The sequence below is a fragment of the Mesorhizobium sp. ESP-6-2 genome, from assembly GCF_020164675.1.
GTDB lineage: Bacteria > Pseudomonadota > Alphaproteobacteria > Rhizobiales > Rhizobiaceae > Mesorhizobium.
Genome location: NZ_JAIUGT010000006.1, coordinates 268,899 through 292,261 on the forward strand (window position 1 = coordinate 268,899; position 23,363 = coordinate 292,261).

Here is a 23,363-nt window from a genome sequence, read left to right on the forward strand (position 1 = left end):
CCCCCTCGACAGCGCGCCGTCAAAGGCTCCGAAGAGACCTGTCGGCTCTGATTCGTTGCCCTGGACACCAGCGTCCCGCTTGCTATCACCGCCGTCATTTGCGATGCCTTTTGTCCCTGGATCACCTGAAAATCAGTCGAGCAATGCGGCGCAGCCGGAGGATATCTGCCATGACCGAAAAAACCGCCATCGTCACCGGCGCCGGGACAGGCATCGGCAAGAGCGTCGCCACCGCGCTGCTCAAAGCCGGCTGGAACACCGTGTTCTGCGGACGCCGGAAGGCGCTGCTGGACGCGGCGATCGCCGCGTCCGGGCAAACGGATGCCAAGGCACTGGCTGTCGCCTGCGACATCAGCAAGCCCGGCGAGGTCGATGATTTGTTCGAGACGGTGGCGGAGGCGTTCGGCCGCGTCGACCTGCTCTTCAACAATGCCGGCATGGGCTACAAGTCGGCGCCGATCGACGAGATACCGGTCGAGGTGTGGAACGATATTGTGGGCGTAAACCTTACCGGTTCGTTCCTGTGCGCCCGCGCGGCCTTCCGCGCCATGCGCAAGCAGAAACCGATGGGCGGCCGCATCATCAACAACGGCTCCATCTCGGCCTACGCGCCGCGCCCGGGATCGGTGCCCTATACCGCGACCAAGCATGCCATCACCGGGCTGACCAAGACGCTGGCGCTCGACGGCCGCCCTTACGACATCGCCTGCGGCCAGATCGACATCGGCAATGCGCTGACCGACATGGCGCAACCGATGACGGTCGGCGTGCCACAGGCCAACGGCTCCATTGCCGCCGAAGCGGTGATGGACGTCCAGCACGTGGCCGACGCCGTCGTCCACATGGCCAGCCTGCCGCTCGAGGCCAATGTGCTGTTCATGACCGTGATGGCGACCAAGATGCCGTTCGTGGGCAGAGGCTGATTAGGCGCCCGTCAGCGCCACGCCGGGCAGATAGAGCGCGATCGGGCGGATCTCGTAGACGGCGGTCGGGTTGACCCGGCGCAGATCGCGCGCGATGGCGATCGCGTCATCGCGCTTGGCGCAATCGACGACGTACAGGCCGAGAAGCTGTTCCTTGGTCTCGGCGAAGGGGCCGTCGATGACGATCCCGTCGCCGGGTCCGCGCAAAGTGCAGGCCGACTGGGTCGCTCCAAGCCGCGCCGAGGGACCAAGCATGCCCTGCTGGTAAAGCCGGTCGTTGACCTCGAGCAGGTCGGCCATCAGTGCCGCGTCCTGCTCAGGCGTCAGATCCGCGATCGCTGCTTCCGCATGGTAGGCGAGGATGGCGTAAAACATCTGGCGCGACCCCTTCTTCGATCCTGGTTGCAAGGGTACGACAGTAGCCGTTCCCGACATGCTCGCCCAGCCTCCGGCCACGCGCATCCCGACGGCTCATGACAGCGAGGAGCTGCGTTCGATCACGGCAAGCTATGTGAACCGGCCGAAGGTCCGAGCTAAGCCTCACTTCCCCAGGAACGCTCCGATCCTGTCCAGCGCGCGTAAAATGTTCTCCTCGGAATTGGCGTAGGAGAGCCTGACATAGCCCTCGCCGAGAATGCCGAAATCGGGGCCGCCGATCAGTGCCACGCCGGCGTCGTCGAGCAGGGCCGAGGCCAGTTGCTTCGCCTTCCAGCCGGTCTTCGACACGTTGGGGAAGGCATAGAAGGCGCCCTTGGGCGTGATACAGGATATGTTTGGCAGGGCGTTCAGTCCCTCGACCACGATCTTCCTGCGGCGGTCGAAGGCGCGCATCATGTTGTCGACGTCGTCCTGCGGGCCGTCGATGGCCGCGATGCCGGCAAACTGGCTCGGCGCGTTGACGCAGGACCAGCAATTGACCGCCAGCTTGCGCACCTTGTCGTAGAGATGGGCGCCCTTGTCGCCGTTCGGCCAGATCGACCAGCCCATGCGCCAGCCGGTCATCGCCCAGGTCTTCGACCAGCCGTTGAGCACGATCAGCCGGTCGCGGATTTCGGGAAACCCGAGCAGCGAGCAGTGTTTTTCGCCGTCATAGGTCATCACGTCGTAGATCTCGTCGGAGAGGATGGCCACCTGCGGATGAGCCTCGAGGCCCTTGACCAGTTTCTCGATCTCGGCGCGCGGCGTGACGCCGCCGGTCGGGTTGGCCGGCGAGTTGAGGATCAGGAGCCGCGTCTTCGAGGTGATCAGCGCCAGCGTCTCATCGGCCGAGAAGGCAAAGCCGTTCTCCTCGCGCATCGGTACGGGAATGGGTGCCGCGCCGGTGAACTCGATCATCGAGCGGTAGATGGGAAAACCGGGATCGGGATAGAGGATCTCGGCGCCGGGTTCGCCGAACATCAGGATGGCGGCGAACATGGTCGGCTTGCCGCCGGGCAGGATCATCACCGCCTCGGGCGATACCTCGACCCCGGTCGTGGTCAGCGTGCGGCGCACCACCGCCTCGCGCGTCGCCAACAGGCCGTTCGCCGGCGTGTAGCCGTGGTGGCCGTCGCGCAGCGCCTTGATCGCCGCCTCGACAATGTGCTGCGGCGTCTTGAAGTCGGGCTGGCCGATGCCGAGATTGACGATGTCGCGGCCTTGCTGGGCGAGTGCCGTGGCCCTTGCGAGCACGGCGAAGGCGTTTTCCTCGCCGAGACGATCGAAGGCCGAAATCGTGTGGAGCATTTTTCCCGTCCGTGTGGTTCTTGCTATGCGGTTGCGTTTTTGTGAGCTTCGGCCCGCAAAAGTCAAACGGATTGGAGCTTTCGGTGTCGGAAAATCTCAAGGACTGGCAACCGCGTCCGCGCCCGGAGCGCAAGGTGCTGGAGGGCCGCTATGTCAGGCTTGAGCCGCTGAGCGCCGCGAAGCATGGCGACGGCCTCTATGAAGCGTCTTCCGTGGCCGACGTCGATGGCCGCTTCGCCTGGCTGCCCGACTATCCGCCGGAAACCCGCGCCGCTTTCCAGCCATGGCTGGACAAGGTGGAGGCGAGCGGGGATCCGCTGTTCTTCGCCGTCATCGACAAAGCGAGTGGCAAAATCGCCGGACGCCAGACCTTGATGCGCATCGATCCGGCCTATGGCGTCATCGAGATCGGCAACATCTACTGGGGGCCGCTCATCGCGCGCAAGCCGGCGGCGACGGAAGCGCAGTTCCTGTTCATGAAATACGTCTTCGACGAGCTCGGCTATCGCCGCTACGAATGGAAATGCAACAACCGCAACGAGCCGTCGAAGCGCGCCGCGGAACGGTTCGGCTTCAAGTTCGAGGGCGTTTTCCGCCAGCACCTGATCGTCAAGGGTGAAAACCGCGACACCGCATGGTATTCGATCATCGACAAGGAATGGCCGGCCTTGCGCAAAGCCTACGAGGCGTGGCTCGATCCGGCCAATTTCGACGGTGCCGGCCAGCAGAAACGACGGCTCGAGGATTTTCGCGCGGAAGTTGGCGCCTAGGAGTTTTATCATTGGCGCACAGTCACGACGACAGCCGGCACGACCACAGCGGGCCCGGCCACAGCGGGCATAGTCATGGCTCGACCGACAAGAAGCGCGTTCTGATCGCGGCCTGCCTGACGGCAGGCTTCATGGTGGCCGAGGCGCTTGGCGGTCTCTTCACCGGCTCTCTGGCGCTGCTGGCCGATGCCGGCCACATGCTTGCCGACGCCATTGCGCTCGGCCTGGCCTGGTATGCGTTTCATCTTGCGGACCGGCCGGCGACCGTCCGCCTGACCTATGGCTTCGGCCGGGTCAAGACGCTGGTGGCCTATACCAACGGCATTGCCATCTTCGTCATCGCGCTGTGGATCGTCTACGAGGCGTGGGAGCGCCTGCAGACGCCGGCGCCGGTGCTGGGCGGGCCGATGCTGGTGGTGGCGATCCTCGGCCTGCTGGTCAACATCGGCTCTTTCCTGGTGCTGCATGGCGGCGACCGCGAAAGCCTCAACATGCGCGGCGCCATCCTGCATGTGCTCGGCGACCTGCTCGGCTCGGCCGCGGCAATCGTGGCGGCGATCGTCATTCTGGCGACCGGCTGGACCCCGATCGATCCGATCCTGTCGGTGCTGGTCTCGCTGCTGATCCTGTCCACGGCCTGGTCGCTGATGCGCGCGGCCGCCCACGTCCTGCTCGAAGGGGTGCCGCCGAGCCTCGACCGGGACCTGATCGCCAGCGACATCGCGACGACGGTCCAGGGGGTGCGCGAGGTGCACCACATGCATATCTGGTCGATCGACGGCACCAGCAGCATGGCGACGCTGCATGCCTGCCTCGACGAGGGCGTGGACGCGCACAGGGCGGTCAGCGCGATCAAAAAGCGGCTTGCGTCGGAGCATGGCATCAGCCATGCCACGGTGGAACCTGAATTCGGCCAGTGCGCCGACGACGAGCACGATCATGACCATGACCATGATCACCACCAGGGGCATGACGCGGCTTTGCATCATGGCCACCATCACTGACGCAGGGAACCCAAGCGCCTTGAATCCGAGCTCGACGACCCCTGGCCACCCCGGGACAGCATAATGGATCGCGATACCAAGAACGCCGCCATCGCGGCGCTGTCGATCATGCTGCTGTTCGGCATCGCCGTCTATTTCCTGCCAAACATCATGCTGGCCCTCGGCGACCTGTCGACCGCGCTCGCCGGCATCTTCGGCACTGCGTTCGTGCTGGCTTTTTTCTTGGTGTTCTGGCTGCGCGCGCGCAGCCAGAACAAAAATCAGGGCAAATAAGGGATATCAGACATGCGCATTCTGATCACGGGCGCCGCCGGCATGGTCGGCCGCAAGCTCATTGCACGGCTGGCAAAGGACGGCAGGCTGCGCGGCCAGAAGATCACCGCGCTCGACCTGCACGACATCGTACCGCCACAGGCGCCGGCCATCGATGGCGTCAGCATCCACAGCCATACCGGCGATCTCGCCGAGGCGGGCGCCGCCGAGAGGCTGGTCGCGTCGCGGCCCGACGTCGTGTTCCATCTCGCCGGCATCGTGTCGGGCGAGGCGGAAGCCAATTTCGATCTCGGCTACCGCGTCAATCTCGACGGCACGCGCGCCTTGTTCGATGCCATCCGCCTGGCGGGGTTTGCGCCGCGTGTCGTGTTCACCTCGTCGATCGCGGTGTTCGGCGCGCCGTTCCCGGACGTCATTCCCGATGAATTCCACACGACGCCGCTGACCTCCTACGGCACGCAAAAGCAGATGAGCGAGGCGCTGCTGGCCGACTATTCCAGGCGCGGCTTCTTCGACGGCATCGGCATCCGGCTGCCGACCATCTGCGTACGGCCGGGCAAGCCGAACAAGGCGGCCTCCGGCTTCTTCTCCGGCATCATCCGCGAGCCGCTGAACGGTCAGGAGGCGATCCTGCCGGTGCCGCGCACCGTCGTCCATACCCACGCCAGCCCGCGATCGGCGGTGAATTTCCTGATCCATGCGGCCGGGATCGACGGCGCCACTGTGGGACCGCGCCGCAACCTGACGATGCCAGGCGTCGCCGTCACCGTCGGCGAGCAGATCGAGGCGCTGGAACGCATCGCCGGGCCGAAGGCGGTGAGCCTGATCCGCGAGGAGCCGGACGAGACGATCTGGGCGATCGTCAAGGGCTGGCCGACGCGGTTCGAGGCGCGGCGGTCAAGGGAACTCGGCTTCAACGCCGAGAAGAGTTTCGACGAGATTATCCGCACGCATATCGAGGATGAACTCGGCGGCAAGGTGGATTGATATTCAGGTGATGCCGGGCTGCCAACGGCTGATAGCTGCGCTTCCGGTGCTCACGTACTTTAATTACGCTCCGCTCCGGTTCTCGATATCAACCGTTCTCGGCACGGCCTGACCTGAATCTCAACACACCTTGGGGCGCTACTTCCGGGTCAAACGCCACCCGTCAGGCTCGCCGACAGCAGCAGCAGTCCGAACAGGAACACGAAGGCGGCACCGCCGATCTCGACGATCGAATGGATGCGGTTGCCCATGCGGCCGTCGCCGGCGAAATACACCGCCCAGTTCTTTGCGGTCACCGCGATCGTCGCCAGCGCCGAGACGGTTATGGCGGTGCCGATCGACATCGCCAGCACCGACAGCAGGCCGCCGAGCCACAGGCCGTTGAGCAGGGCGAAGCTGAGCACGATCAACGCGCCGGAACAGGGGCGGATGCCGACCGCGGCCACCGCCGTCCAGGCGGTGCGCCAGTCGAAGCGGTCGCCCGACAGCAGGGCCGGATCGGGCGCATGCGAATGGCCGCAGGTTTCGCAGACCTCGCCCGCAGCGTGATCGTGATGCGCATGATCGTGCGCGCCATGATCGTGGTGATGATCATGCGTGCCGTGATCATGATGATCGTGCGAATGGCCATGCCCGTGATCGTGACGATCATGCCCATGCAGCGCGTGCGCCGAATGGCTGTGAGCGGCATGCGACGAGCCCGTGTGACCTGTAAGGCCGGCATGCGAATGGCTTGCGTGAGAATGCCCGGCGTGAGCCGCCGACAGGCTGTAGGCGGGACCTCTGCCGAACAGGCGCAGGATGGAAGGGCCGAGCTTGCGCCACAGCAGCCAGGCGCCGAACAGGGTGACGAAGACGAAGCTCATGATCTCCATGAACCAGGCCGCATCGGTCATCGAGACGGCGGTGCCGCGCAGGACGAAATAGGCGACCGCCATGACCGCGACAGCGGTCAGGCCCTGCAGCAGGGCCGAGACAAACGACAACAGGATGCCACGCCGCAGCGCCACTTCGTTGGCGACCATGTAGGACGAGATCACCGCCTTGCCGTGGCCGGGGCCGGCGGCGTGGAAAATGCCGTAGGCGAAGGACAGGCCGATGAGCACCCAGAGCTTGCTGTTGTCCTGCCGCATCGCCTTCATCGCCGTGGCGAGCGCGCGGTAGAATTCCTGCTGCCTGAGATTGATCCACATCAGGACGTGGGCGAACGGGCCGGTGGTCGGCGCCATGCCATCGTTGACGCCAATGCCGAGCGAGCTCTGGGCATGAGCCGTGCCGGCGAAATGCATTGCGGCAAAGGCGAGGGCCAACAGGCCGAATGCCAAACGCAGGGAGGGTTTCACTGCATTCATCCTTCTGGCTGACAGGTCAGTTCGAGCTTGGTGGCGAAGATCTTGCTCATGTCGGTGCCTGTCGGGTCGTTGAAGAAGGCGTCCGTCAGGGTCTTCTGGTTTTCCTTGATGGCCTCATCCGGGTCGGGGCGGACCACTTTGTCGGTGCAGTTCGGGGGCAGGCCCTCGACCGTGATGTTGGCGTCCTCGGTGAAATCGATCGCCGTGTAGAAGGTCGGATCGTAGACGCCGATATCGATCTTGCCGGCGAGCTTGATCGGCGCCTTCGGTTCGGACTCGAACAGGATGATCAGCTGGTCGTTGTCGAAATTGGCCATCAGATGCGGCGGCGGCGTCATCGGCACGTCCTTGCCGTCCTGCGTGACCAGCTGGAAGTAGTTGAACTCGGCCAGCGAGGCGTGGACCGTTTCGGCGACCTCCTTCAGTTCCTTATCGTCAAGCTTCAGGTCGGAATTCTTGTCGAACTCCATCATGACGGTACTGGAAAACAGATCGTCGAAGCGCCAGAGATGGCGCAGCGCTTTCACGCTTTGGTGATCCGGGGAGAGGATCACGTCGAGGCGGGCCTCGGCGAAAACGTGCGGATGCACCTCGGCCGGTCCAACGGCGGCCAACGTCGCCGCCAAGGCCGAAGCCAGCATGATTGCGTGCCGTTTCAGATGCATTCGCGGTCGCGATTCCCTTGGCTTCGGAGAGAAGTCGACAGTTACCAGAAAGGGGGCGAAAATGGGACCGCGCCGCAATTGAAGCCGGTCATGCGGTTTCGCGCGTCCTGAACCACTGGACCAGGAAATCGACGAAGACACGCACCTTGGCGGGCAAATAGCGCCGGTGCGGATAGACGGCGAAAATGCCGGCACCCGACAGGGTGCGGTCATCCAGCACCGTTACCAGCCGGCCGCTCGCAATATCCGGCACGGCGATGAAATCCGGCAGGATGGCAAATCCCAACCCCGACAGGGCAGCAGCCCGCGCCGCCATCGGGCTGTTGACTTCGATCGGGCCGGAGACCGAGACGCTTACCGTTTCCTCGCCATCTCCCTTGAATTGCCAGTTGTTCAGGCCGCGGCCATTGGTGTCGACGATGCAGGGCATGCGGCCGAGGTCCTGCGCGCGCACCGGCATGCCATGTTTTGCGATGAGTTCGGGAGATGCGCACAGCCGTGTCGAAAACGGCGCCAGACGCCTGGCGATCAGCGAGGAGTTCTCCAGGCGCGAGATGCGCACCGCGAGATCGAAGCCTTCCTCGACGAGATCGACGAAGCGGTCGTCCAGCTGGATGTCGAGCACGATGTCGGGATATTGCTTGGCAAAGTCGATCAGCGACTGGCCGATCGGCGCGTCGGCGAAGGTGCGCGGCGCAGACAATTTGATCCTGCCGCGCACGTCGCCGGAGGATTCGCGCACGGCATCGGCAAGGCTGTCGACCTCGCGCACGATCTCGGAGGCGCGACGATAATAGGTATGGCCGGCCTCGGTCATCGAGAACTGGCGGGTGGTGCGGTTGAGCAGCAGCGCGCCGAGCTCGTCCTCCAGCTCGCGCACATATTTCGACAGCAGCGCCTTGGAGCGGCCGATCTTGCGCGCCGCCGCCGAAAAGCCCTCGGCCTCGACCACGTCGATGAAGGCGCGCATGCGGGTCAGTGTGTCCATGAATCAGGCCTTTCGTGCGGCGTCGAGTTTCGGCCGAGCCGTATCAGGGCAATGTCGCCGCCGGAAGGGCCAGCGACAGGCCGGACCACCGGTATCTTGCGGGGGTGCAGAAGGGCGTCGAAAGGGCCGTGCGTGCCTGTCATCGTTCGATATCCGGATACGGTGAAACCAACATTGTTCGATGCCGGAATTTTTACAACCTGCGATACGATTTTTATTGATTGTGAATCTCTCTGCCCCTATATCGCGCTTGCCCAAAGTCGCACGTGCCTGTGGGTGTCCGCCGATCCTCTGAATGGTGAGGGAAATCGGTAAGGTAACTGGAGCTAACCCCTCCAGTCGGTTTAGCGGCCAACCGCCAGACCGAGGACACCTTGAAGCAACGACGGTGCGGGCCTTTCTGGTTCTCTGCCGGTTGTCCAAAGACCGGGGTTACTGAAGAGGCACACCATCATTGCCGGCAGTGCGGAACGGGGTTCTCCCAATCCAAGCCAAGGCAGACAAAGCGAACCGAAGCCGGGCAAGGCCAAGGTTCATCGCCGCGAGACGGCGTTTCATGGTTCCGGGGTCTCCACCGGCTGGTTCCATGGATTTCCGTCCCGCCTTTGTCCACCGCGTGTTCGCGAGGCCGACAGCCCGCGTCCGCACCCTTGTGCGCGCCGAAAGGCGTGATGGAGAAACCCGATGGCCACGCAGCGCATCCTCGACTTCCTCGCCACCCGACGTCCGACCGGTCCTTGCCTCGTCGTCGACCTCGATGTCGTGCGCGACAATTTCCGCGCCTTCGAGAAGGCGCTGCCCGATTCCAGGATCTACTATGCGGTGAAAGCAAACCCGGCGCCGGAAATCCTGCGCCTCCTTGCTGCGATGGGCTCGTCCTTCGACACCGCTTCCGTTGCCGAAGTCGAGATGGCGATGGACGCCGGTGCGCCGGCGGACCGCATCTCCTTCGGCAACACCATCAAGAAGGAGCGCGACATCGCGCGCGCCTACCAGCTCGGCATCAAGCTGTTCGCCGTCGACTGCGTCGAGGAGGTCGAGAAGATCGCCCGCGCCGCTCCAGGCGCCCGCGTGTTCTGCCGCGTGCTGACCGATGGCGAGGGCGCCGAATGGCCGCTGTCGCGCAAGTTCGGCTGCGTGCCGGCGATGGCCGTCGACGTGCTGCGCCATGCCAAGGCGCTCGGGCTCGACGCCTATGGCGTGTCGTTCCATGTCGGCTCGCAGCAGACTGACCTGACGGCCTGGGACCGCGCGCTGGCCGACGCCAAGACCGTGTTTTCGACGCTCGCCGAGGAAGGCATCGTCTTGAAGATGGTCAATATGGGCGGCGGCTTTCCGACACGCTATCTGCGCGACGTGCCGGCGGCCCAGGCTTACGGCCAGGCCATCTTCTCGGCGCTGCGCAAGCATTTCGGCAACGCCATTCCCGAGACCATCATCGAGCCGGGCCGCGGCATGGTCGGCAATGCCGGCGTCATCAAGTCGGAAGTCGTGCTGATCTCGAAGAAGGCGGACAACGACAATGTGCGCTGGGTGTTCCTCGATATCGGCAAATTCGGCGGCCTGGCCGAGACGATGGACGAGGCGATCCGCTATCCCCTAGTGACCGCGCATGACGGCACGGAGACCGCGCCTTGCGTGCTCGCCGGCCCGACCTGCGATTCGGCCGACGTGATGTATGAGAAGACGCCCTATCCGCTGCCTCTGTCGCTGACCATCGGCGACGAGGTGCTGATCGAAGGCACCGGGGCCTACACGACCACCTATTCGGCGGTCGCCTTCAACGGCTTCGAGCCTCTCCGATCCTACGTGATCTGACGGTTCGAAAGAACCGTCGGATCATCCCAGGTGGGCGTTTGTCGCCCATCCGGGCTCGCCTGTGGAACAGTCTCCGCTCGTGAAGGGATCGCGGAAATGGATATTGCAAATTTCGTTGTCGAAGGCGCTGCGCGCGACATCTCCCCCTCGAGGGAGGAGAGTGCCCGTGCTTTCGCCATCGTTGCCGAAACGCCTGATGACATCGTGGCGCGCGAGGCGTTGCTCGATGCCGCCATGGGGCCGAAGCGCAAGACGAAGTCGTCGGAGAAGCTGCGGCGGGGCCGGCGGCCCTCGGAAGGCCTGGCTTTCGTCGCGCGCGACGCATCGGGCGCCGTGATGGGCACCGTGCGGCTCTGGGACGTCACGCTGGGCGAGGGCGGTCCGGCAGCACTGTTGCTTGGGCCTCTGGCGGTCGCCCCTTCGCTCAAGAGTGCCGGCATCGGCTCGGCGCTGATGCGCCATGCGGTCGCCGAAGCCGCGCGTCTCGGCCACGCCGCGATCCTGCTGGTCGGCGACGCGCCCTATTACGGCCGCTTCGGCTTCTCGGCCGCAAAGACCGGTTCGCTGGCCATGCCGGGCCCGTATGAGCGGCATAGGCTGCTCGCGGTGGAACTGGTGGAGGGCGCGCTCGCCGGCGTCCATGGCACGCTGAAGGCCGCGGGGCGCAAGCTGAAGGCGCCGACGCTGGCGGCCTGAGACGCTGAGCCCCGAACGAACGAAAAACGCCGCCCGAAACGGCGGCGTTTTCGTTCCGAGAACAATCTCGGCGGTCTTCTATCTCAGCCGATCAACTGGCTGAGCGCCATGGCGACAGACATGTCGCCTTCGACCTTTATCTTGCCGGTCATGAAGGCCATGGTCGGGTTGAGATCGCCCGATATCAGCGAGTCCAGATCGTCGAGCGAGAGCTTGATGGTGCAGTCGGCGGGGCCATCGGTGGTCGAGACATCGGCACCGTCGATGACGATGACGCCATCGCTGCCGGTGTCGAACTTCACGGAACGATCGAACCCGCTGCTGGCCACGCGCGACCTGATCTTGTCGGCAATCTCCTGAACGCTCACGCTGTTCTCCTGTCTGGTTGCATCTGCCTGTTCGGTTGCATCTGTCGCGCCACGGCATGATCCGCCCGAGGGCCATGCATCTTCGCGGCCACGGTCGCTGCCGCATATAGCTTTGGATTGACGTTTACGTCAACGCGGATTGCAGGGCCTGGTTCCGATCGCCGCACCGGGCGAGGAACCGGTCACCGTGCCTGGTCAGTGTATCCCCACGGCTCAATGCGACTTGAAGGCCTTGGTCATCTCGGATGCCGTGGCGCCGGCCTCCTGCCGGCGGCGCAGCCAGTTGTCGCGAATCTCATCCTTGCTCAGGAAATTGACCTGGTCGACCAGAACCTCATGCACCAGTGTGGCGCCGACGCGTGTGTTGACGGTATCGCGGATCGCGGCGCGGAAGGCGTCGAGGTCGAGCGTCTCCTTCTTGGTGAAGTCGATCTGCGGGTTGGAATAGAGATAGGAATAGACCTGGTCGGTGATCAGCGCCTCGGCCGGGATCGACAGTTTCTTAATCTGCTCGGGTTCGACCGTGTAGACCAACTTGGTCAGGAAATAACCGTCGATCCTGGCGTTGCGGATCAGCGGCACCGAGATGACCTCGGTCTTGACGTAGTCCAGCCCGCCCAGCATCGGCTTCGGCTTTTCGCCGACGCCGCGTTCGCCGGCGGCCTGGAACGAATAGAACACCGCGCCGAGCGTGGCGACGCAGATCCAGACCGCGATGGCGATGACCTTGACCATTCAGGCACCCGAGCCGGCGAGCATCGCGCGCTAACCGCGCGCCCGGCCGAACTCGCCGGCGGAATAAGTGCCGTCGGTTTCGGCGCGCTGGATCGCGGTGCGCAACAGACCTGCGACCTCGTTGACGGCGCTCAGATGCGCCAGGAGCGCCGCCTCGTTCTTCGCCAGCTTCTGCCGAAGCCGGACAAGACCTTCGCGGTGCTGTTCGAGGAACTCGGCTTCGCTGCCGCCGCGCATGGCACGGGTCAGTTCATAGAGATAGCGGCTCTTGCGCGCGTTCGATGCCTTGAGGTCGTAGCCGGTGTCGCTGCGCAGCCCGGCCGTTTCTTGCTCGACGACTTCCTCGATGCGGCCGATGATGGCGGCAAGGTTTCCGGGCCGCGCGAGTGCGACCGGGGCTTCCGATGTGGCCGTGCGCGCCGGCAGGTTGGCGGTGAATTCCGAAAAGTCGGCCATGGCGTTTCCCAGTCTAGATCTTGATGTCTGTCTTTGTGGTCGTTTCATCGCCGGTCATGGACCTGGCGGCCTTGCGCTGCAGTTCCTGGACGAGCGAGGTGGACAGACGGCTCTGCCGGTCGATCTCGGTCTTTTCAGGCCCGCCGGAGACCGGGCCGATCGGCACCTTGCGCTTGCCTTCGAGGTAATGGTCGGCGAGCAGCGACTTGGCGATGCCGATGCCGCCGCGCTCGGCCATGACGTCGGCGACGCGCTCGGCGAGCTGCGATTTCCACATGTCGCCGGCCAGGCCCGTGCCGTACACGCCCTCGGTATCCTTGGGCATCATGTTCTGGATGAAGGTCTGGAGCACCATGGCTTCGAATTTCTTGAATTTTTTCGCCGGATCGGCTCCGGCCGCATGCTCGGCGCTGGCGCGCGACAGGATCGAGCCGGCATCGACCGACGCGGCGGTGTCGACCGAGAACGTGCCGGCAGCGCCGCCCGCCCGCTTCGTCAGCGCGGCGCGGGCAGCCTCGATGTCTGCCGGTTCCGCGGCTCGGGCGACATCCATAACGATGTCGCTGGGTGGAGAAATCGCCAAGAAAGTCCGCCTTTTGCCGGGTTTCCTTGAGAGACCATGCCTCAACAAGCTTGTGGCAGGCTTGCGAAGGGGAGGGGAGGTGGAAGACAGGCGTGCGTCATCGATCTGCCAGGCGCCAGGAGCGGACGTTCCGGACCGATGATCGCACCGGCGTGGCTGGGGTTGCCTGCCCAGCCGGTTGCACCACCTATCGATGTGACGTCTGCGCAGACATTGCGGGAGGTCAGACGATCGAGGAGAGGAGCCCTCACATGCACGCGGCGACCCGGCAACGACTTCGCCTGTCTGGCGGCACGGAGTTGTCGGTCATCACGGCAGGCGAGGCGTCCAAGCCCGCAATATTGCTGTTGCACGGATTTCCGAGTTCCGCCCGGACATTTCGGGAGGTCATACCCGCTTTGTCGCAGGCCGCCTATGTGATCGCGCCCGATCTGCCTGGCTTTGGAGAGTCCGACGTCCTACCCTCGGCGTCGTTTCCCGCCTTCGGCCGGGCAATCCTGGAGTTGCTCGACCAACTCGCGATCGGGCCGCGCTATATCTACCTCCATGATTTCGGAGCGCCAGTGGGATTCCACATCGCCATGCAGGCGCCGGAAGAAGTTCTGGGCCTCATCGTTCAGAACGCCAACGCTCATCGAACGGGGTTCGGGCCGGAATACGCGGCAACCCAGGCCTACTGGTCGCGGCCGGACCCGGAAAACGAGGCGGCGGCGACCGCACACCTGACATACGAAGGCACGCGCGATCAGTACATCGCCAAGATCCCGCCTGATGTGGCCAAGCGGATCCCGGCCGAAGTCTGGGAGGAGGATTGGCGGATGATGCAACTTCCCGGCCGGCTGGACACACAGCGGGCGCTCATCGCCGACTATGGGAACTATGCCGCCCGGTTCGACGCCATCGGCGACTATCTCGCGCGCCGGCAGCCGCCCGCCTTGATGCTCTGGGGACGGCACGATGCATTCTTCGACCTGACCGAGGTCCTGTCATGGATGCAGGCTCTGCCGAGGATGGAAGCCCATATTTTCGACGCCGGGCATTTCCTACTCGAGACGCACGCGGCACCGGCCGTCTCGCTCATGCTCGACTTCATCAAGGGCAGCCAAAGGGAACGCAAAGGAACGCGAGCGACTGATGACGCCGGCTAAGCATATGGTGACAGGGCCAACCACGCGCCGTCCGCGCCATCTTAGTCGAGCATCTGAGCGATTGCTGCGTCCGCTTGGGGTCGATAGCAGAACCTTGCCGGCTACCCGTCAGTCCGCTTCTGCGCGATCAAATCCAGCCGTTCGCGGTCTGAGCGTTCACGTTCGTCGCGATTGCGAACGTCCTTGTAGGCGCGCTCGACCATGTTGGTGCGCGCGGTTGCCGACGCGACGAGGCCGGCTTCCTGCCTGGCGCTTTCGAGGTTCGCCTCCTGGCGCACGACGGCCTGTGCGATGCGGCGGTGGTAGAGATCGGGGAAAAGGCCGGAGAGGGAATTGTCCTTATCGAAATGCTCGACCAGTGCCTTGGCCTCGGCTTCGGCGGCATTTGCGGCAGCGAGGAGGGTGGCGTGGCGCGTCTCGTGCAGCGCCTTCAACTGTTCCTGCACCTTGACCAGCTTCTTCAGGCGGTCCTTGCGCGTGCTCATGTCACCTCGCCAGCGTCAGGTCGACAAAGCCGTCGACGAACAGCGACAGCATGGAGCCGACGGCGAAATAGAAGATGAGCATGCCGCCGGCGATGACGAAGGGCTGGGAGATGAAGTAGATCGGGATCTGCGGCGTCAGCTTGTTGACGAAGCCGATGGTCAGATTGACGAGAATGGCATAGGCGACGAAAGGGCTGCCGAGGCGGATGACCAGGAAGAAGGTGTCCGACACGGTGTCGGCGACATCGACCAGTGCCGCCTGCGGGTTGAAGAAGACGTTGACCGGCGCGACCGTATACGACGTCACCAGCGCGCGTATGATCTCATGGTCGAAGTCGAAGACGAACAACAGCAGCAGCGCCGAGAACGAGATCATGGCGGCGAGCGCCGCCTGCGGTTCAGGCTCCTCGATCGCTGGCCCGCCCGAGCCGCCATAGCCGATCAGCATGGCGATGGCCGACCCCATGAAGCGCAGGGCTTCCATGTAGAGCCTGGTCATGGCGCCGATCAGGCCGCCGACCAGGAGTTCGGAGACGATCATCGGCACCAGGATCTGCGGACGCGGATCGACGAAGGGAAAGATCTTGTCCCACAGGAAGGCGAGCAGGCCGCCGGTCGCGGCGACCGCCACGAACAGCCTGACCTGCACCGGGATGCGGGCGCTGGACAGGCCAGGCATCAGCATGAAGCAGGCGCCGATGCGGCAGAAGGCGAGGAACGCCGCGATGACGACCGCTTGCGAGAGAACGCTCACGATATCGTCCCGAGCACCCTGATCTCGACGCCCTTGGCGATTTCGACATGCGAGAGCACCGGCAGCGTGGTGAACAGCCGCTCGATGATCATGCGCACATAAGGGCGTGCGTCGGGCGCGGTGACGAGGACGAAACGCTCGCCGGCTTCGAGGAATTTCTTGATCGCCTTGGTGGCGTCCTGGCCGAATTCTTCCAGCTGGCGCGGATCGATATCGAACTCGCGTACCTCGCCCTTGGCGTCGCGCTTGAGGCTCTGATGGAAGGCGAGGTCCCAGCGGTTGCCGAGACGCAACACCTTGAGCACGCCGCCCTCCGAAAGATCGCCGCAGATCTGCTGCGCCATGCGGATGCGGACATGCTCGACGATCTGCTCGGTGCGGCGCACATGCGGTGCGATCTCGGCGATGGCTTCGATGATAAGGTGCAGGTTGCGGATGGAGACACGCTCGGCGAGCAGCAGCTTCAGCACTGCCTGCAGGCCGGGATAGGAGATGTGCGTGGTGCAGATCTCGTCGGCGAGCTTGCGGTATTCCTGATCCTGGCGCTCCAGCAGCGCCTTCATGTCCTTGTAGGACAGAAGCTGCGGCAGGTTGTTGCGGATGACCTCGGAGAGGTGGGTGAGCAGCACCGACATATTGTCGGCGAAGGTGTAGTTCTCGCGCTTCAGATCCTCGGCGAATGTTTCCATGACGGAATAGGCGCGCATGCCGAAGGCCGGCTCGCGGATCTCTTCGCCCGGAATTTCGGGAACGTCGCGGTTGCCGAGCAGCACCATGATCTCCCCGACACGCATAGAATATTCGGCGACCACCGTTCCATGCACCTTGATCTGATAACTTTTCGGCGGGATGGCGAAATCGTCGGCGACGCGCACTTCGGGCACGACGAAGCCATATTGCTGGGCGAACTTCTTGCGCATCTTGGCCATGCGGAAGACCAGCTCCTGATGCGAGACCAGCAGCCGGGTCGAAAGCTGCTTGCCGATCAGAAGTTCGATCTCGGCGGTGGCCAGCGAGGCCTTGACCGAGTTCTTCTCTTCCTCGGCCTTGGTCGCCTTCTCCTGGTTCTTCAGCGCCTCGGCCTCGGCCATGGCCCGGTTGTGGCGCATCGGAATGACATAGCCGAGGCCGGCCATGCCGCCGGCGAGCGCGAAGAAGGGGAAGAAGGGCAGGCCGGGCATCAGGCCGAGCAGCACCAGCAGCGCCGCCGCCACATAGAGCGCGCGCGGATGCGCGCCGAGCTGGCCGAACACGGCCTGGTTCGTCGAACCGCGCGTACCGCCCTTGGAAACCAGCAGGCCGGCGGCGAGCGAGACGATGAGCGCCGGGATCTGGGTGACCAGACCGTCGCCGACCGACAGCTTGATGAACACGTCGGCGGCCTCGCCCATGCCCATGCCGTGCCTGATATAGCCGATGGCGATGCCGCCGACGATGTTGATGGCGGTGATGATGAGGCCGGCGATGGCGTCGCCGCGGACGAATTTCGAGGCGCCGTCCATCGAGCCGAAGAAGGAGGATTCCTCTTCCAGCTCGCGGCGGCGCAACTGCGCTGTCTTGTCGTCGATCATGCCGGCAGAGAGATCGGCGTCGATCGACATCTGCTTGCCGGGGATGGCGTCGAGGGTAAAGCGGGCGCCGACCTCGGCGATGCGGGTGGCGCCCTTGGTGATGACGATGAAGTTCACCACGATCAGGATCATGAAGACGATGAGGCCGATGACGAAATCGCTGGCCATCACCAGTTTGGAGAAGCCGGCAATGACGTAGCCGGCGGCGTGCGTGCCTTCATTGCCGTGCGACAGGATCATGCGCGTGGTGGCGATGTTGAGCGATAGCCGCAGCATGGTGGCGATCAGCAGCACGGTCGGAAACGAGGAGAAGTCGAGCGGCCGCTGGATCCACAGCGCCACCATCAGGATCAGCACCGAAAGGGCGATCGAGAAGGCAAGGCCGACGTCGATGAGAAAGGCCGGGATCGGCAGGAACAGCACGGCCAGGATGATGACGATGCCCAGCGCGAAGAAGACGTCGCGGCCGTTCTTGGCCACGGCGTCGGGCTGGATGCTTTCGCTTATCGCCATTCTGGTCCTCGAAAACCGTGAGGCTGCCGAGCATGCGACAGCCCGGCGAGGGTAGCTGGCCAAGCTTGCGCGAGGGTGGGAGAGTGAGTCTGCCCAACCATCGAAAGGAAATCTCGTGCTGCTGATCATTGGCACGGTTCGTCTGCCACCCGACAAGCTCGAACACGCAAGACCAGCGATGGAACGCATGGTTGTTGCCAGCCGTGCCGAGCCCGGTTGCCTCGCATACTCCTATGCGCAGGATGTCCTCGATGCCGGGTTGATCCGGGTCACGGAAGTCTGGAGTGACAGGGCGGCGCTCGACGCGCATTTCGCCGCGCCACACCTTGTGGACTGGCGCGCAAGCTGGCCGGCGCTCGGCATCGGCGAGCGCAATCTCGTGCTCTACGAGGCCGGCGACCCGAAGCCGACCTGACCATCGGCGGCCGGACGGGGCCCTCCCAAATGGCGCGCAGGCGCCGTCATTGTGGTTGCCATGCGGTGCCGCTCGGCGTATCAGCACGGCAGTGTTTTCAATGCCTTGCTGATGTCGGCGAGCCGCTCCGGTGCTTACCAAAAACCAATCGCCCAGGAATCAACCGCAAGTCTACGCTCGCCGGCTGCGCGCGGTGCTCATCAATTCGATCCCGCTGCTCGAAGCGCGAGGCATCGCGGTTGTCGTCCTTGCCGGCATCGTCGGCGTCATGGCGGGCATACTGGTCACCGCGATGAGCCAGATCGTGCAGGACCTGCACGGCCTGTTGTTCGGCGTACAGCCCGGCGGCCGGCTTTCCGGCATGTTCTCGCTCGCCCACCCCATGCAGGCCCTGATCCCGGCGATCGGCGGCATCCTGCTCGGGCTGACGGTGATCTGGCTGAGAAAGCGGAGATTCCGCACACCTGTCGACCCGATCGAAGCCAACGCGCTCTATGGCGGTCGCATGTCGCTGACCGATACGTTCATCATCGCCGGCCAGACCATGATCTCCAGCGGTTTCGGCGCCTCTGTGGGGCTGGAAGCCGGCTATACGCAGGTCGGTTCCGGCCTGGCTTCGCGGCTGGCGCGGCTGTTCAAGCTACGCCGCAACGATGTCCGCATCCTGGTCGGCTGCGGCGCCGCCGGCGCCATCGCGGCGGCTTTCGATGCGCCGCTGACCGGCGCTTTCTATGGTTTCGAACTGGTCATCGGCATCTATTCGGTCGCCAATGTGGTGCCTGTCATGACCGCGGCGATCTCCGCCTCGCTCACCGCCGAGATGTTCGGCGGCGTGCCGTTCCCGCTGGAGCTTGCGGGCCTGCCGGCACTCACGGCCAGCCAGTACGTGCCCTTCCTGCTGCTTGGGCTGCTTGGCGGGGCCGCCTCGATCGCCATCATGCATCTGGTGACGCTGGTCGAACGCGCCTTTGCCAAACTGTCGGTCGACGCCTCGCTGCGTCCCGTCATCGGCGGCGTCATCGTCGGCCTGCTCGGGCTGGTCACGCCCCAGGTGCTGTCGAGCGGCCACGGCGCGCTGCATCGCGAATTCGCCATGAACTATGGGCTGAGCGTGGTGGCCAGCGTCTTCGTGCTGAAGCTGGCGGCTTCCGCGATCTCGCTGGGTTCGGGGTTTCGCGGTGGACTGTTCTTTGCTTCGCTGTTTCTTGGCGCCCTGCTCGGCAAGGCATTCGCCGATGTGATGGCTTTCATCTCGCCGTCGACCGGCATCGATCCCGCCGTCGCTGCCGTTGTCGGCATGACATCGCTGGCGGTCGGCGTCGTCGGCGGGCCGCTGACGATGACGTTCCTGGCGCTGGAATCGACCCGCGACCTGACGCTAACCGGCGTCGTCCTGGCGGCCTCGATCATGGCGGCGATCCTGGTGCGCGAAACCTTCGGCTACTCCTTCTCGACGTGGCGCTTTCATCTGCGCGGCGAGACGATCCGCAGCGCCCATGACGTCGGCTGGATGCGCAGCCTGACGGTCGGTTCGATGATGCGCAAGGACATCAAGACCATCAATGCCGACACGACGCTTGGGGCCTTCCGCAAGCAGGTACCGCTGGGTTCGGCCCAGCGCGTCATCGCCGTCGACGCGGGTGACCAGTATGTCGGCGTGCTGATCGTTGCCGAACTGCACAGCGACCTGTCCGACGGCGAGACGGCGGTGCGCGATCTGGCGCAATACAAGGATGCCGTCCTGGTGCCGAGCATGAACGTGCAGTCGGCCGCCGAGACCTTCCAGCGGGCAGGCGCCGAGGAGCTGGCCGTGGTCGAGGATTTCACCGACCATATCGTGCTCGGACTGCTGACCGAGGGCCATCTGATGCGGCGCTATGCCGAGGAGCTTGAAAAAGCGCGCCGGGACTTGTCGGGCGAAGGGTAGGTCGGGCGAAGGTAGGCTGCCGAGCCGGCCCGGCTGAGCTCGTGCAAGGCGAAGCTGCCGTGGCCAAGCTTGTTCTCCATCCTACATCAGCAGACCATGGCCGACGGCACACCATATCCGCCGCTCAACACGTTAAAGCTGGTTTCGAAGGACATCTGGATCGTGGATGGCCCGGTCATCCGCTTCGGCATGCCTTGGCCGAAAATGCTGTTTCCGACGCGGATGACCATCATCCGCGTCAACGGCGGCGATTTGTTCGTCCATTCACCCACCTTGCTGACAGAGAGCATCGAGGCCGAGATCGCGGGATTGGGCAAGGTCCGCTACATCATCGGGCCGAACCGGATCCACTATTGGTGGATTCCGATGTGGCGCAGGGCCTTTGCGGATGCGGGTATCTGGCTGGCACCGGGAATTCGCGAGCAGGCGGGCGACAGGATCGATTTCGAGGCGAACGAGCTTGGTGCCGAGAGGGGCTACCCGTGGGACGATGACCTCAAGTCGCTGCCGGTGAAAGGCAGCTTCATGACAGAGATGGTGTTCTTCCATTCCGTCAGCCGAACATTGATCCTGACAGACCTGATCGAGAACTTCGAACTGCGGAAGCTTGGCTGGCCATGGCGCTGGCTTGCCAGGGCGGCTGGTGTCGTTGATCCGGATGGCAAGACGCCGCGCGATTTGCGATTGACCTTCCCCAGGGTGCAGCTCAAGGCGGCGGTCGAAAAGATGATAGGATGGAATCCGGAACGCGTGATCATGGCGCACGGCCGTTGGTATGAACGCGATGGCGTCGCCGAGCTGAAGCGCGCGTTTCGCTGGCTGGGTCCGCTCTAACGCTTTGTCTTGATGCAAGCCCGGACGAAAACGTCTTCGCGCTTTCCTGCACTCCTTGAGCGGTTCGCCGTTTCACGGAACGGAGAACCACTCTAACTCTTTGTTTTGACGCAATTCCCAAGGGAAAGCGCTACGCGCTTTTCCCGGGAAAACCGTATACACTTTTCCTGGAATTGCTCTAATGCTCGATCGGCCCCTTTGCCATGACCAGCGCTGTGCCTGCGGTGGTCGGGCGCTCGATCACGCGGCGCACCCGCGGCGGCTCGTCGCCGCTGTGCAGTGCCCGCAGGCGCTCGCCGACCATGGCGTCGGCTTGGGTGATGCGGCCGTTGTGCCTGACATATTCGAGCCAGGTCGGCGTGTGGTAGTGCTCGATCCAGATCGCCGGATTTTCGAGATCGCGCGCCAGGGTCCAGTTGCGGGCACCGTCGCGGCGGCGGATGCGGCCGCGCTCGGCCATGGTGGCCAGGAACTCCGGCACGTCCTCCTCGCGGATGATGTATTCGATCATGATGGCGATGGGGCCGCTGCGCGGCTTCAGGTCGAGCGCGAGATGCGGCTCCTTGAAGCGGTTGAGCGGATCGAGGTTCAGCACCTGCTGCTGCGGCAACGGCAGCACGAGGCCGATCGCGCCGCCAGCCAGCATGGCGATGGCCGCCGCGATCAGCGCTGTCCCGGCGCCATGCGCGTCGGCGACGATGCCCCAGATCCAGCTGCCGAGCGCGATGCCGCCGAAGGTCGCGGTCTGATAGACCGACAGCACCCGGCCGACGACCCAGCGGGGCGTTGCCATCTGCACGGTGACGTTGAAGTGCGAAAGCGCGATCACCCAGCACGCGCCGCCGACCAGCAGGCCGAGCGATGTCTGCCAGGCATTGTGGCTGACGGCGGCATTGAAGGCGCAGACGGCGAAGCCGGCGAAGGCCGAGCGCACCATGGTCTCGCTGGACAAAAGCTGGCGCAGCCGCACGCTGATCAGCGCGCCGCCGACCGCGCCGATGCCGAACGCGCCCAGCATGATGCCATAGGTCAAGGCATCGCCCTTGACGACGTCGCGCGCCACCAGCGGCAGGAGCGCCAGCACGGCGCCGGCGCTGAAGCCGAAGGCGGAGCCCCTGACCAGCACCTTGCCGATATTGGGCGACATGGCGACATAGCGCAGGCCCGCGCCCATGGCCGCGCCAAGCGATTCGCGTGGCAGCGTCGACGGCTGCACCTGCGGCTTCCAGCGCGCCAGCACGACGATGAGACCGATATAGCTCACCGCGTTGGCCGCGAAGGCGGCCGCCGCCCCGGCTGCGGCGACGATGATGCCGCCGATCGCCGGACCGACGCTGCGGGTCAGGTTGAAGCCCATCGAGTTCAGTGCGACGGCGGCCGGCACTTTGTTGCGGGGCACGATGTCACCGACGGAGGCTTGCCAGGACGGGCTGTTCAGCGCCGTGCCGCTGTCGATCAGGAAGGTGAAGGCAAGCAGCGTCCACGGCGTCATCAAGCCGGAATAGGTGAATAGGGTCAGAAGCACCGAGACGACCAGCATGAAGATCTGGGCGACCAGCATAACCTTGCGCCGGTCGAAGCTGTCGGCGATGGCGCCGGCGACGAGCGCGAACAGCATGATCGGCAAGGTGGTCGAGGCCTGGACCAGCGCGACCTGATAGGGCGAGGTGGCGATCGTGGTCATCATCCAGGCGGCGCCGACGCCCTGGATGAGGCCGCCGAAATTCGACACGAGGCTGGCCGACCACACGGCGCGGAAGATGCCGTGCCGGAACGGCGCCAGCGCCGAAACGCTCTCGCTCTCCGGCTTTTCGTCAATCATAGGAAAGGCCCTGCCATGGCTTGCCGATCGTTGCGGTGATCCGTTTCCCCGGATGGTTTGCCGAAACTATGGCATCGTGCCGCAAAGAGCGAACGTCTTGAAAAAAAGATCATGGTCCAACAAGGGGATAGAGGAGGACCACGCAGCCGTGCGGCGTTGCTTCGACGCCGCGCCGCGGATGCAACCCTATGCCGTACACGGTCCGCATGGCGACAGCAGGCTGCTGCCGGTAAGTCGTCGGGACAGAACGGGCCGGCTCGCCGCAAGCAGCGGCTAGAATCCGTTTTCAATGCGCTCGAAGACGACGTTGGTGAAGGCCGATATCTGGCTGCCGATGAAGGGACCGGTCAGCGCCGCCACGAGCATGATGGCGACGATCTTCGGCACGAACGTCAAGGTGATCTCCTGGATCTGCGTCAGGGCCTGGATCAAGGCGATGCCGATACCCACCGCCATGGCGACCAGCACCACCGGCGCGGATGCGGTCAGCACTGTCCACACCGCGTACTGGACGATGTCGAGCGCGTCGGCCTCGTTCATGGGATCGGCCC

At 64.4% G+C, this 23,363-nt stretch carries 25 protein-coding genes; 11 read left to right on the top strand and 14 right to left on the bottom strand.

The genetic code is table 11. The features are described 5' to 3' along the window. The first annotated feature begins 170 nt into the window (after positions 1–170). On the top strand, positions 171–923 hold the full coding sequence (locus LB532_RS18235; RefSeq protein ID WP_140641632.1) for an SDR family oxidoreductase: 753 nt from the start codon (positions 171–173) through the stop codon (positions 921–923). On the opposite strand, the gene LB532_RS18240 is transcribed toward LB532_RS18235, so the two are convergent. After that, positions 924–1,298 (bottom strand): YciI family protein, encoded by a 375-nt coding sequence (locus LB532_RS18240; protein ID WP_140641630.1) that lies wholly within the window; start codon positions 1,296–1,298, stop codon positions 924–926. Positions 1,299–1,463: 165 nt separating this feature from the next. Beyond that, positions 1,464–2,648, bottom strand: a complete 1,185-nt coding sequence (locus tag LB532_RS18245) for a pyridoxal phosphate-dependent aminotransferase (protein WP_140641628.1) — start codon at positions 2,646–2,648, stop codon at positions 1,464–1,466. Positions 2,649–2,731: 83 nt separating this feature from the next. Here LB532_RS18245 and LB532_RS18250 point away from each other — a divergent pair, with 83 nt between their 5' ends. From LB532_RS18250 to denD, 4 genes are read left to right on the top strand one after another with little or no spacing between them, the layout of a single operon-like run. Then, entirely contained in the window at positions 2,732–3,418 is a 687-nt protein-coding gene (locus LB532_RS18250; protein ID WP_140641626.1) for a GNAT family N-acetyltransferase, read from the top strand. Positions 3,419–3,429: 11 nt separating this feature from the next. Beyond that, on the top strand, positions 3,430–4,422 hold the full coding sequence (locus tag LB532_RS18255) for a cation diffusion facilitator family transporter (RefSeq protein WP_140641624.1): 993 nt from the start codon (positions 3,430–3,432) through the stop codon (positions 4,420–4,422). A 60-nt stretch (positions 4,423–4,482) separates the two neighbouring features. After that, complete coding sequence (locus LB532_RS18260; RefSeq protein WP_140641622.1) at positions 4,483–4,695, top strand: SoxR reducing system RseC family protein; 213 nt, start codon at positions 4,483–4,485, stop codon at positions 4,693–4,695. A gap of 12 nt (positions 4,696–4,707) precedes the next feature. Beyond that, complete coding sequence (gene denD / locus LB532_RS18265; RefSeq protein ID WP_140641620.1) at positions 4,708–5,682, top strand: D-erythronate dehydrogenase; 975 nt, start codon at positions 4,708–4,710, stop codon at positions 5,680–5,682. A 149-nt stretch (positions 5,683–5,831) separates the two neighbouring features. Here the strand turns inward: denD and LB532_RS18270 are convergent, their stop codons facing one another. From LB532_RS18270 to LB532_RS18280, 3 genes are all read right to left on the bottom strand, one after another. Continuing rightward, positions 5,832–7,034 (bottom strand): nickel/cobalt transporter, encoded by a 1,203-nt coding sequence (locus LB532_RS18270; protein ID WP_140641618.1) that lies wholly within the window; start codon positions 7,032–7,034, stop codon positions 5,832–5,834. Then, positions 7,031–7,699: a DUF1007 family protein gene (locus tag LB532_RS18275; RefSeq protein ID WP_140549629.1), complete on the bottom strand. Its 669-nt coding sequence runs from the start codon at positions 7,697–7,699 to the stop codon at positions 7,031–7,033. Before LB532_RS18275 ends, LB532_RS18270 begins: the two co-directional genes overlap by 4 nt. A gap of 88 nt (positions 7,700–7,787) precedes the next feature. Next, positions 7,788–8,687, bottom strand: coding sequence for a LysR family transcriptional regulator (locus LB532_RS18280; RefSeq protein ID WP_140641616.1), 900 nt, complete (start codon positions 8,685–8,687; stop codon positions 7,788–7,790). 684 nt (positions 8,688–9,371) lie between these two features. Here LB532_RS18280 and odc2 point away from each other — a divergent pair. Together odc2 and LB532_RS18290 are read left to right on the top strand one after the other, a co-directional pair. After that, the gene (gene odc2 / locus LB532_RS18285; protein WP_140513661.1) at positions 9,372–10,505 is read left to right on the top strand and encodes an ornithine/lysine decarboxylase; all 1,134 of its coding nucleotides are present in this window, start codon (positions 9,372–9,374) and stop codon (positions 10,503–10,505) included. Between the two features lie 96 nt (positions 10,506–10,601). Next, on the top strand, positions 10,602–11,201 hold the full coding sequence (locus LB532_RS18290) for a GNAT family N-acetyltransferase (protein WP_140641614.1): 600 nt from the start codon (positions 10,602–10,604) through the stop codon (positions 11,199–11,201). A gap of 83 nt (positions 11,202–11,284) precedes the next feature. Here LB532_RS18290 and LB532_RS18295 read toward each other — a convergent pair whose 3' ends face one another. From LB532_RS18295 to LB532_RS18310, 4 genes are all read right to left on the bottom strand, one after another. Next, a complete protein-coding gene (locus LB532_RS18295; RefSeq protein WP_140513660.1) occupies positions 11,285–11,569 on the bottom strand; it encodes an SCP2 sterol-binding domain-containing protein in 285 nt (94 codons plus the stop codon). A gap of 213 nt (positions 11,570–11,782) precedes the next feature. After that, positions 11,783–12,304 (bottom strand): hypothetical protein, encoded by a 522-nt coding sequence (locus tag LB532_RS18300; protein WP_140549633.1) that lies wholly within the window; start codon positions 12,302–12,304, stop codon positions 11,783–11,785. 30 nt (positions 12,305–12,334) lie between these two features. Continuing rightward, positions 12,335–12,760, bottom strand: a complete 426-nt coding sequence (locus tag LB532_RS18305) for a hypothetical protein (protein ID WP_140641612.1) — start codon at positions 12,758–12,760, stop codon at positions 12,335–12,337. Between the two features lie 13 nt (positions 12,761–12,773). Further along, positions 12,774–13,313, bottom strand: a complete 540-nt coding sequence (locus LB532_RS18310) for a rod-binding protein (RefSeq protein WP_140641756.1) — start codon at positions 13,311–13,313, stop codon at positions 12,774–12,776. Between the two features lie 281 nt (positions 13,314–13,594). Here LB532_RS18310 and LB532_RS18315 point away from each other — a divergent pair, with 281 nt between their 5' ends. Continuing rightward, positions 13,595–14,491, top strand: coding sequence for an alpha/beta fold hydrolase (locus LB532_RS18315; protein WP_140641610.1), 897 nt, complete (start codon positions 13,595–13,597; stop codon positions 14,489–14,491). 101 nt (positions 14,492–14,592) lie between these two features. Here LB532_RS18315 and LB532_RS18320 read toward each other — a convergent pair whose 3' ends face one another. From LB532_RS18320 to flhA, 3 genes are read right to left on the bottom strand one after another with little or no spacing between them, the layout of a single operon-like run. Then, positions 14,593–14,976 carry a hypothetical protein gene (locus LB532_RS18320; protein WP_224557032.1) on the bottom strand — a complete coding sequence of 128 codons (384 nt, stop codon included), beginning with the start codon at positions 14,974–14,976 and terminating at the stop codon, positions 14,593–14,595. A 1-nt stretch (position 14,977) separates the two neighbouring features. Further along, positions 14,978–15,730, bottom strand: coding sequence for a flagellar biosynthetic protein FliR (fliR, locus tag LB532_RS18325; protein ID WP_140496241.1), 753 nt, complete (start codon positions 15,728–15,730; stop codon positions 14,978–14,980). Further along, on the bottom strand, positions 15,727–17,814 hold the full coding sequence (gene flhA / locus LB532_RS18330) for a flagellar biosynthesis protein FlhA (protein ID WP_140641606.1): 2,088 nt from the start codon (positions 17,812–17,814) through the stop codon (positions 15,727–15,729). The genes fliR and flhA overlap by 4 nt, the downstream gene beginning before the upstream one ends. Positions 17,815–17,929: 115 nt before the next feature. On the opposite strand from flhA, the gene LB532_RS18335 reads away from it, so the two are divergent. The 3 genes from LB532_RS18335 (at position 17,930) to LB532_RS18345 (ending at position 20,990) form a co-directional block, all read left to right on the top strand. Beyond that, on the top strand, positions 17,930–18,229 hold the full coding sequence (locus LB532_RS18335; RefSeq protein ID WP_140641604.1) for a putative quinol monooxygenase: 300 nt from the start codon (positions 17,930–17,932) through the stop codon (positions 18,227–18,229). Positions 18,230–18,359: 130 nt separating this feature from the next. Next, positions 18,360–20,156 (top strand): chloride channel protein, encoded by a 1,797-nt coding sequence (locus tag LB532_RS18340; protein ID WP_140641602.1) that lies wholly within the window; start codon positions 18,360–18,362, stop codon positions 20,154–20,156. Positions 20,157–20,252: 96 nt separating this feature from the next. Next, positions 20,253–20,990 carry a DUF4336 domain-containing protein gene (locus LB532_RS18345; RefSeq protein WP_140641600.1) on the top strand — a complete coding sequence of 246 codons (738 nt, stop codon included), beginning with the start codon at positions 20,253–20,255 and terminating at the stop codon, positions 20,988–20,990. A 178-nt stretch (positions 20,991–21,168) separates the two neighbouring features. On the opposite strand, the gene LB532_RS18350 is transcribed toward LB532_RS18345, so the two are convergent. Together LB532_RS18350 and fliQ are read right to left on the bottom strand one after the other, a co-directional pair. After that, positions 21,169–22,812, bottom strand: coding sequence for an MFS transporter (locus tag LB532_RS18350; protein ID WP_140641598.1), 1,644 nt, complete (start codon positions 22,810–22,812; stop codon positions 21,169–21,171). Positions 22,813–23,085: 273 nt separating this feature from the next. Then, on the bottom strand, positions 23,086–23,352 hold the full coding sequence (gene fliQ / locus LB532_RS18355; protein WP_140641596.1) for a flagellar biosynthesis protein FliQ: 267 nt from the start codon (positions 23,350–23,352) through the stop codon (positions 23,086–23,088). Positions 23,353–23,363 lie beyond the last annotated feature (11 nt).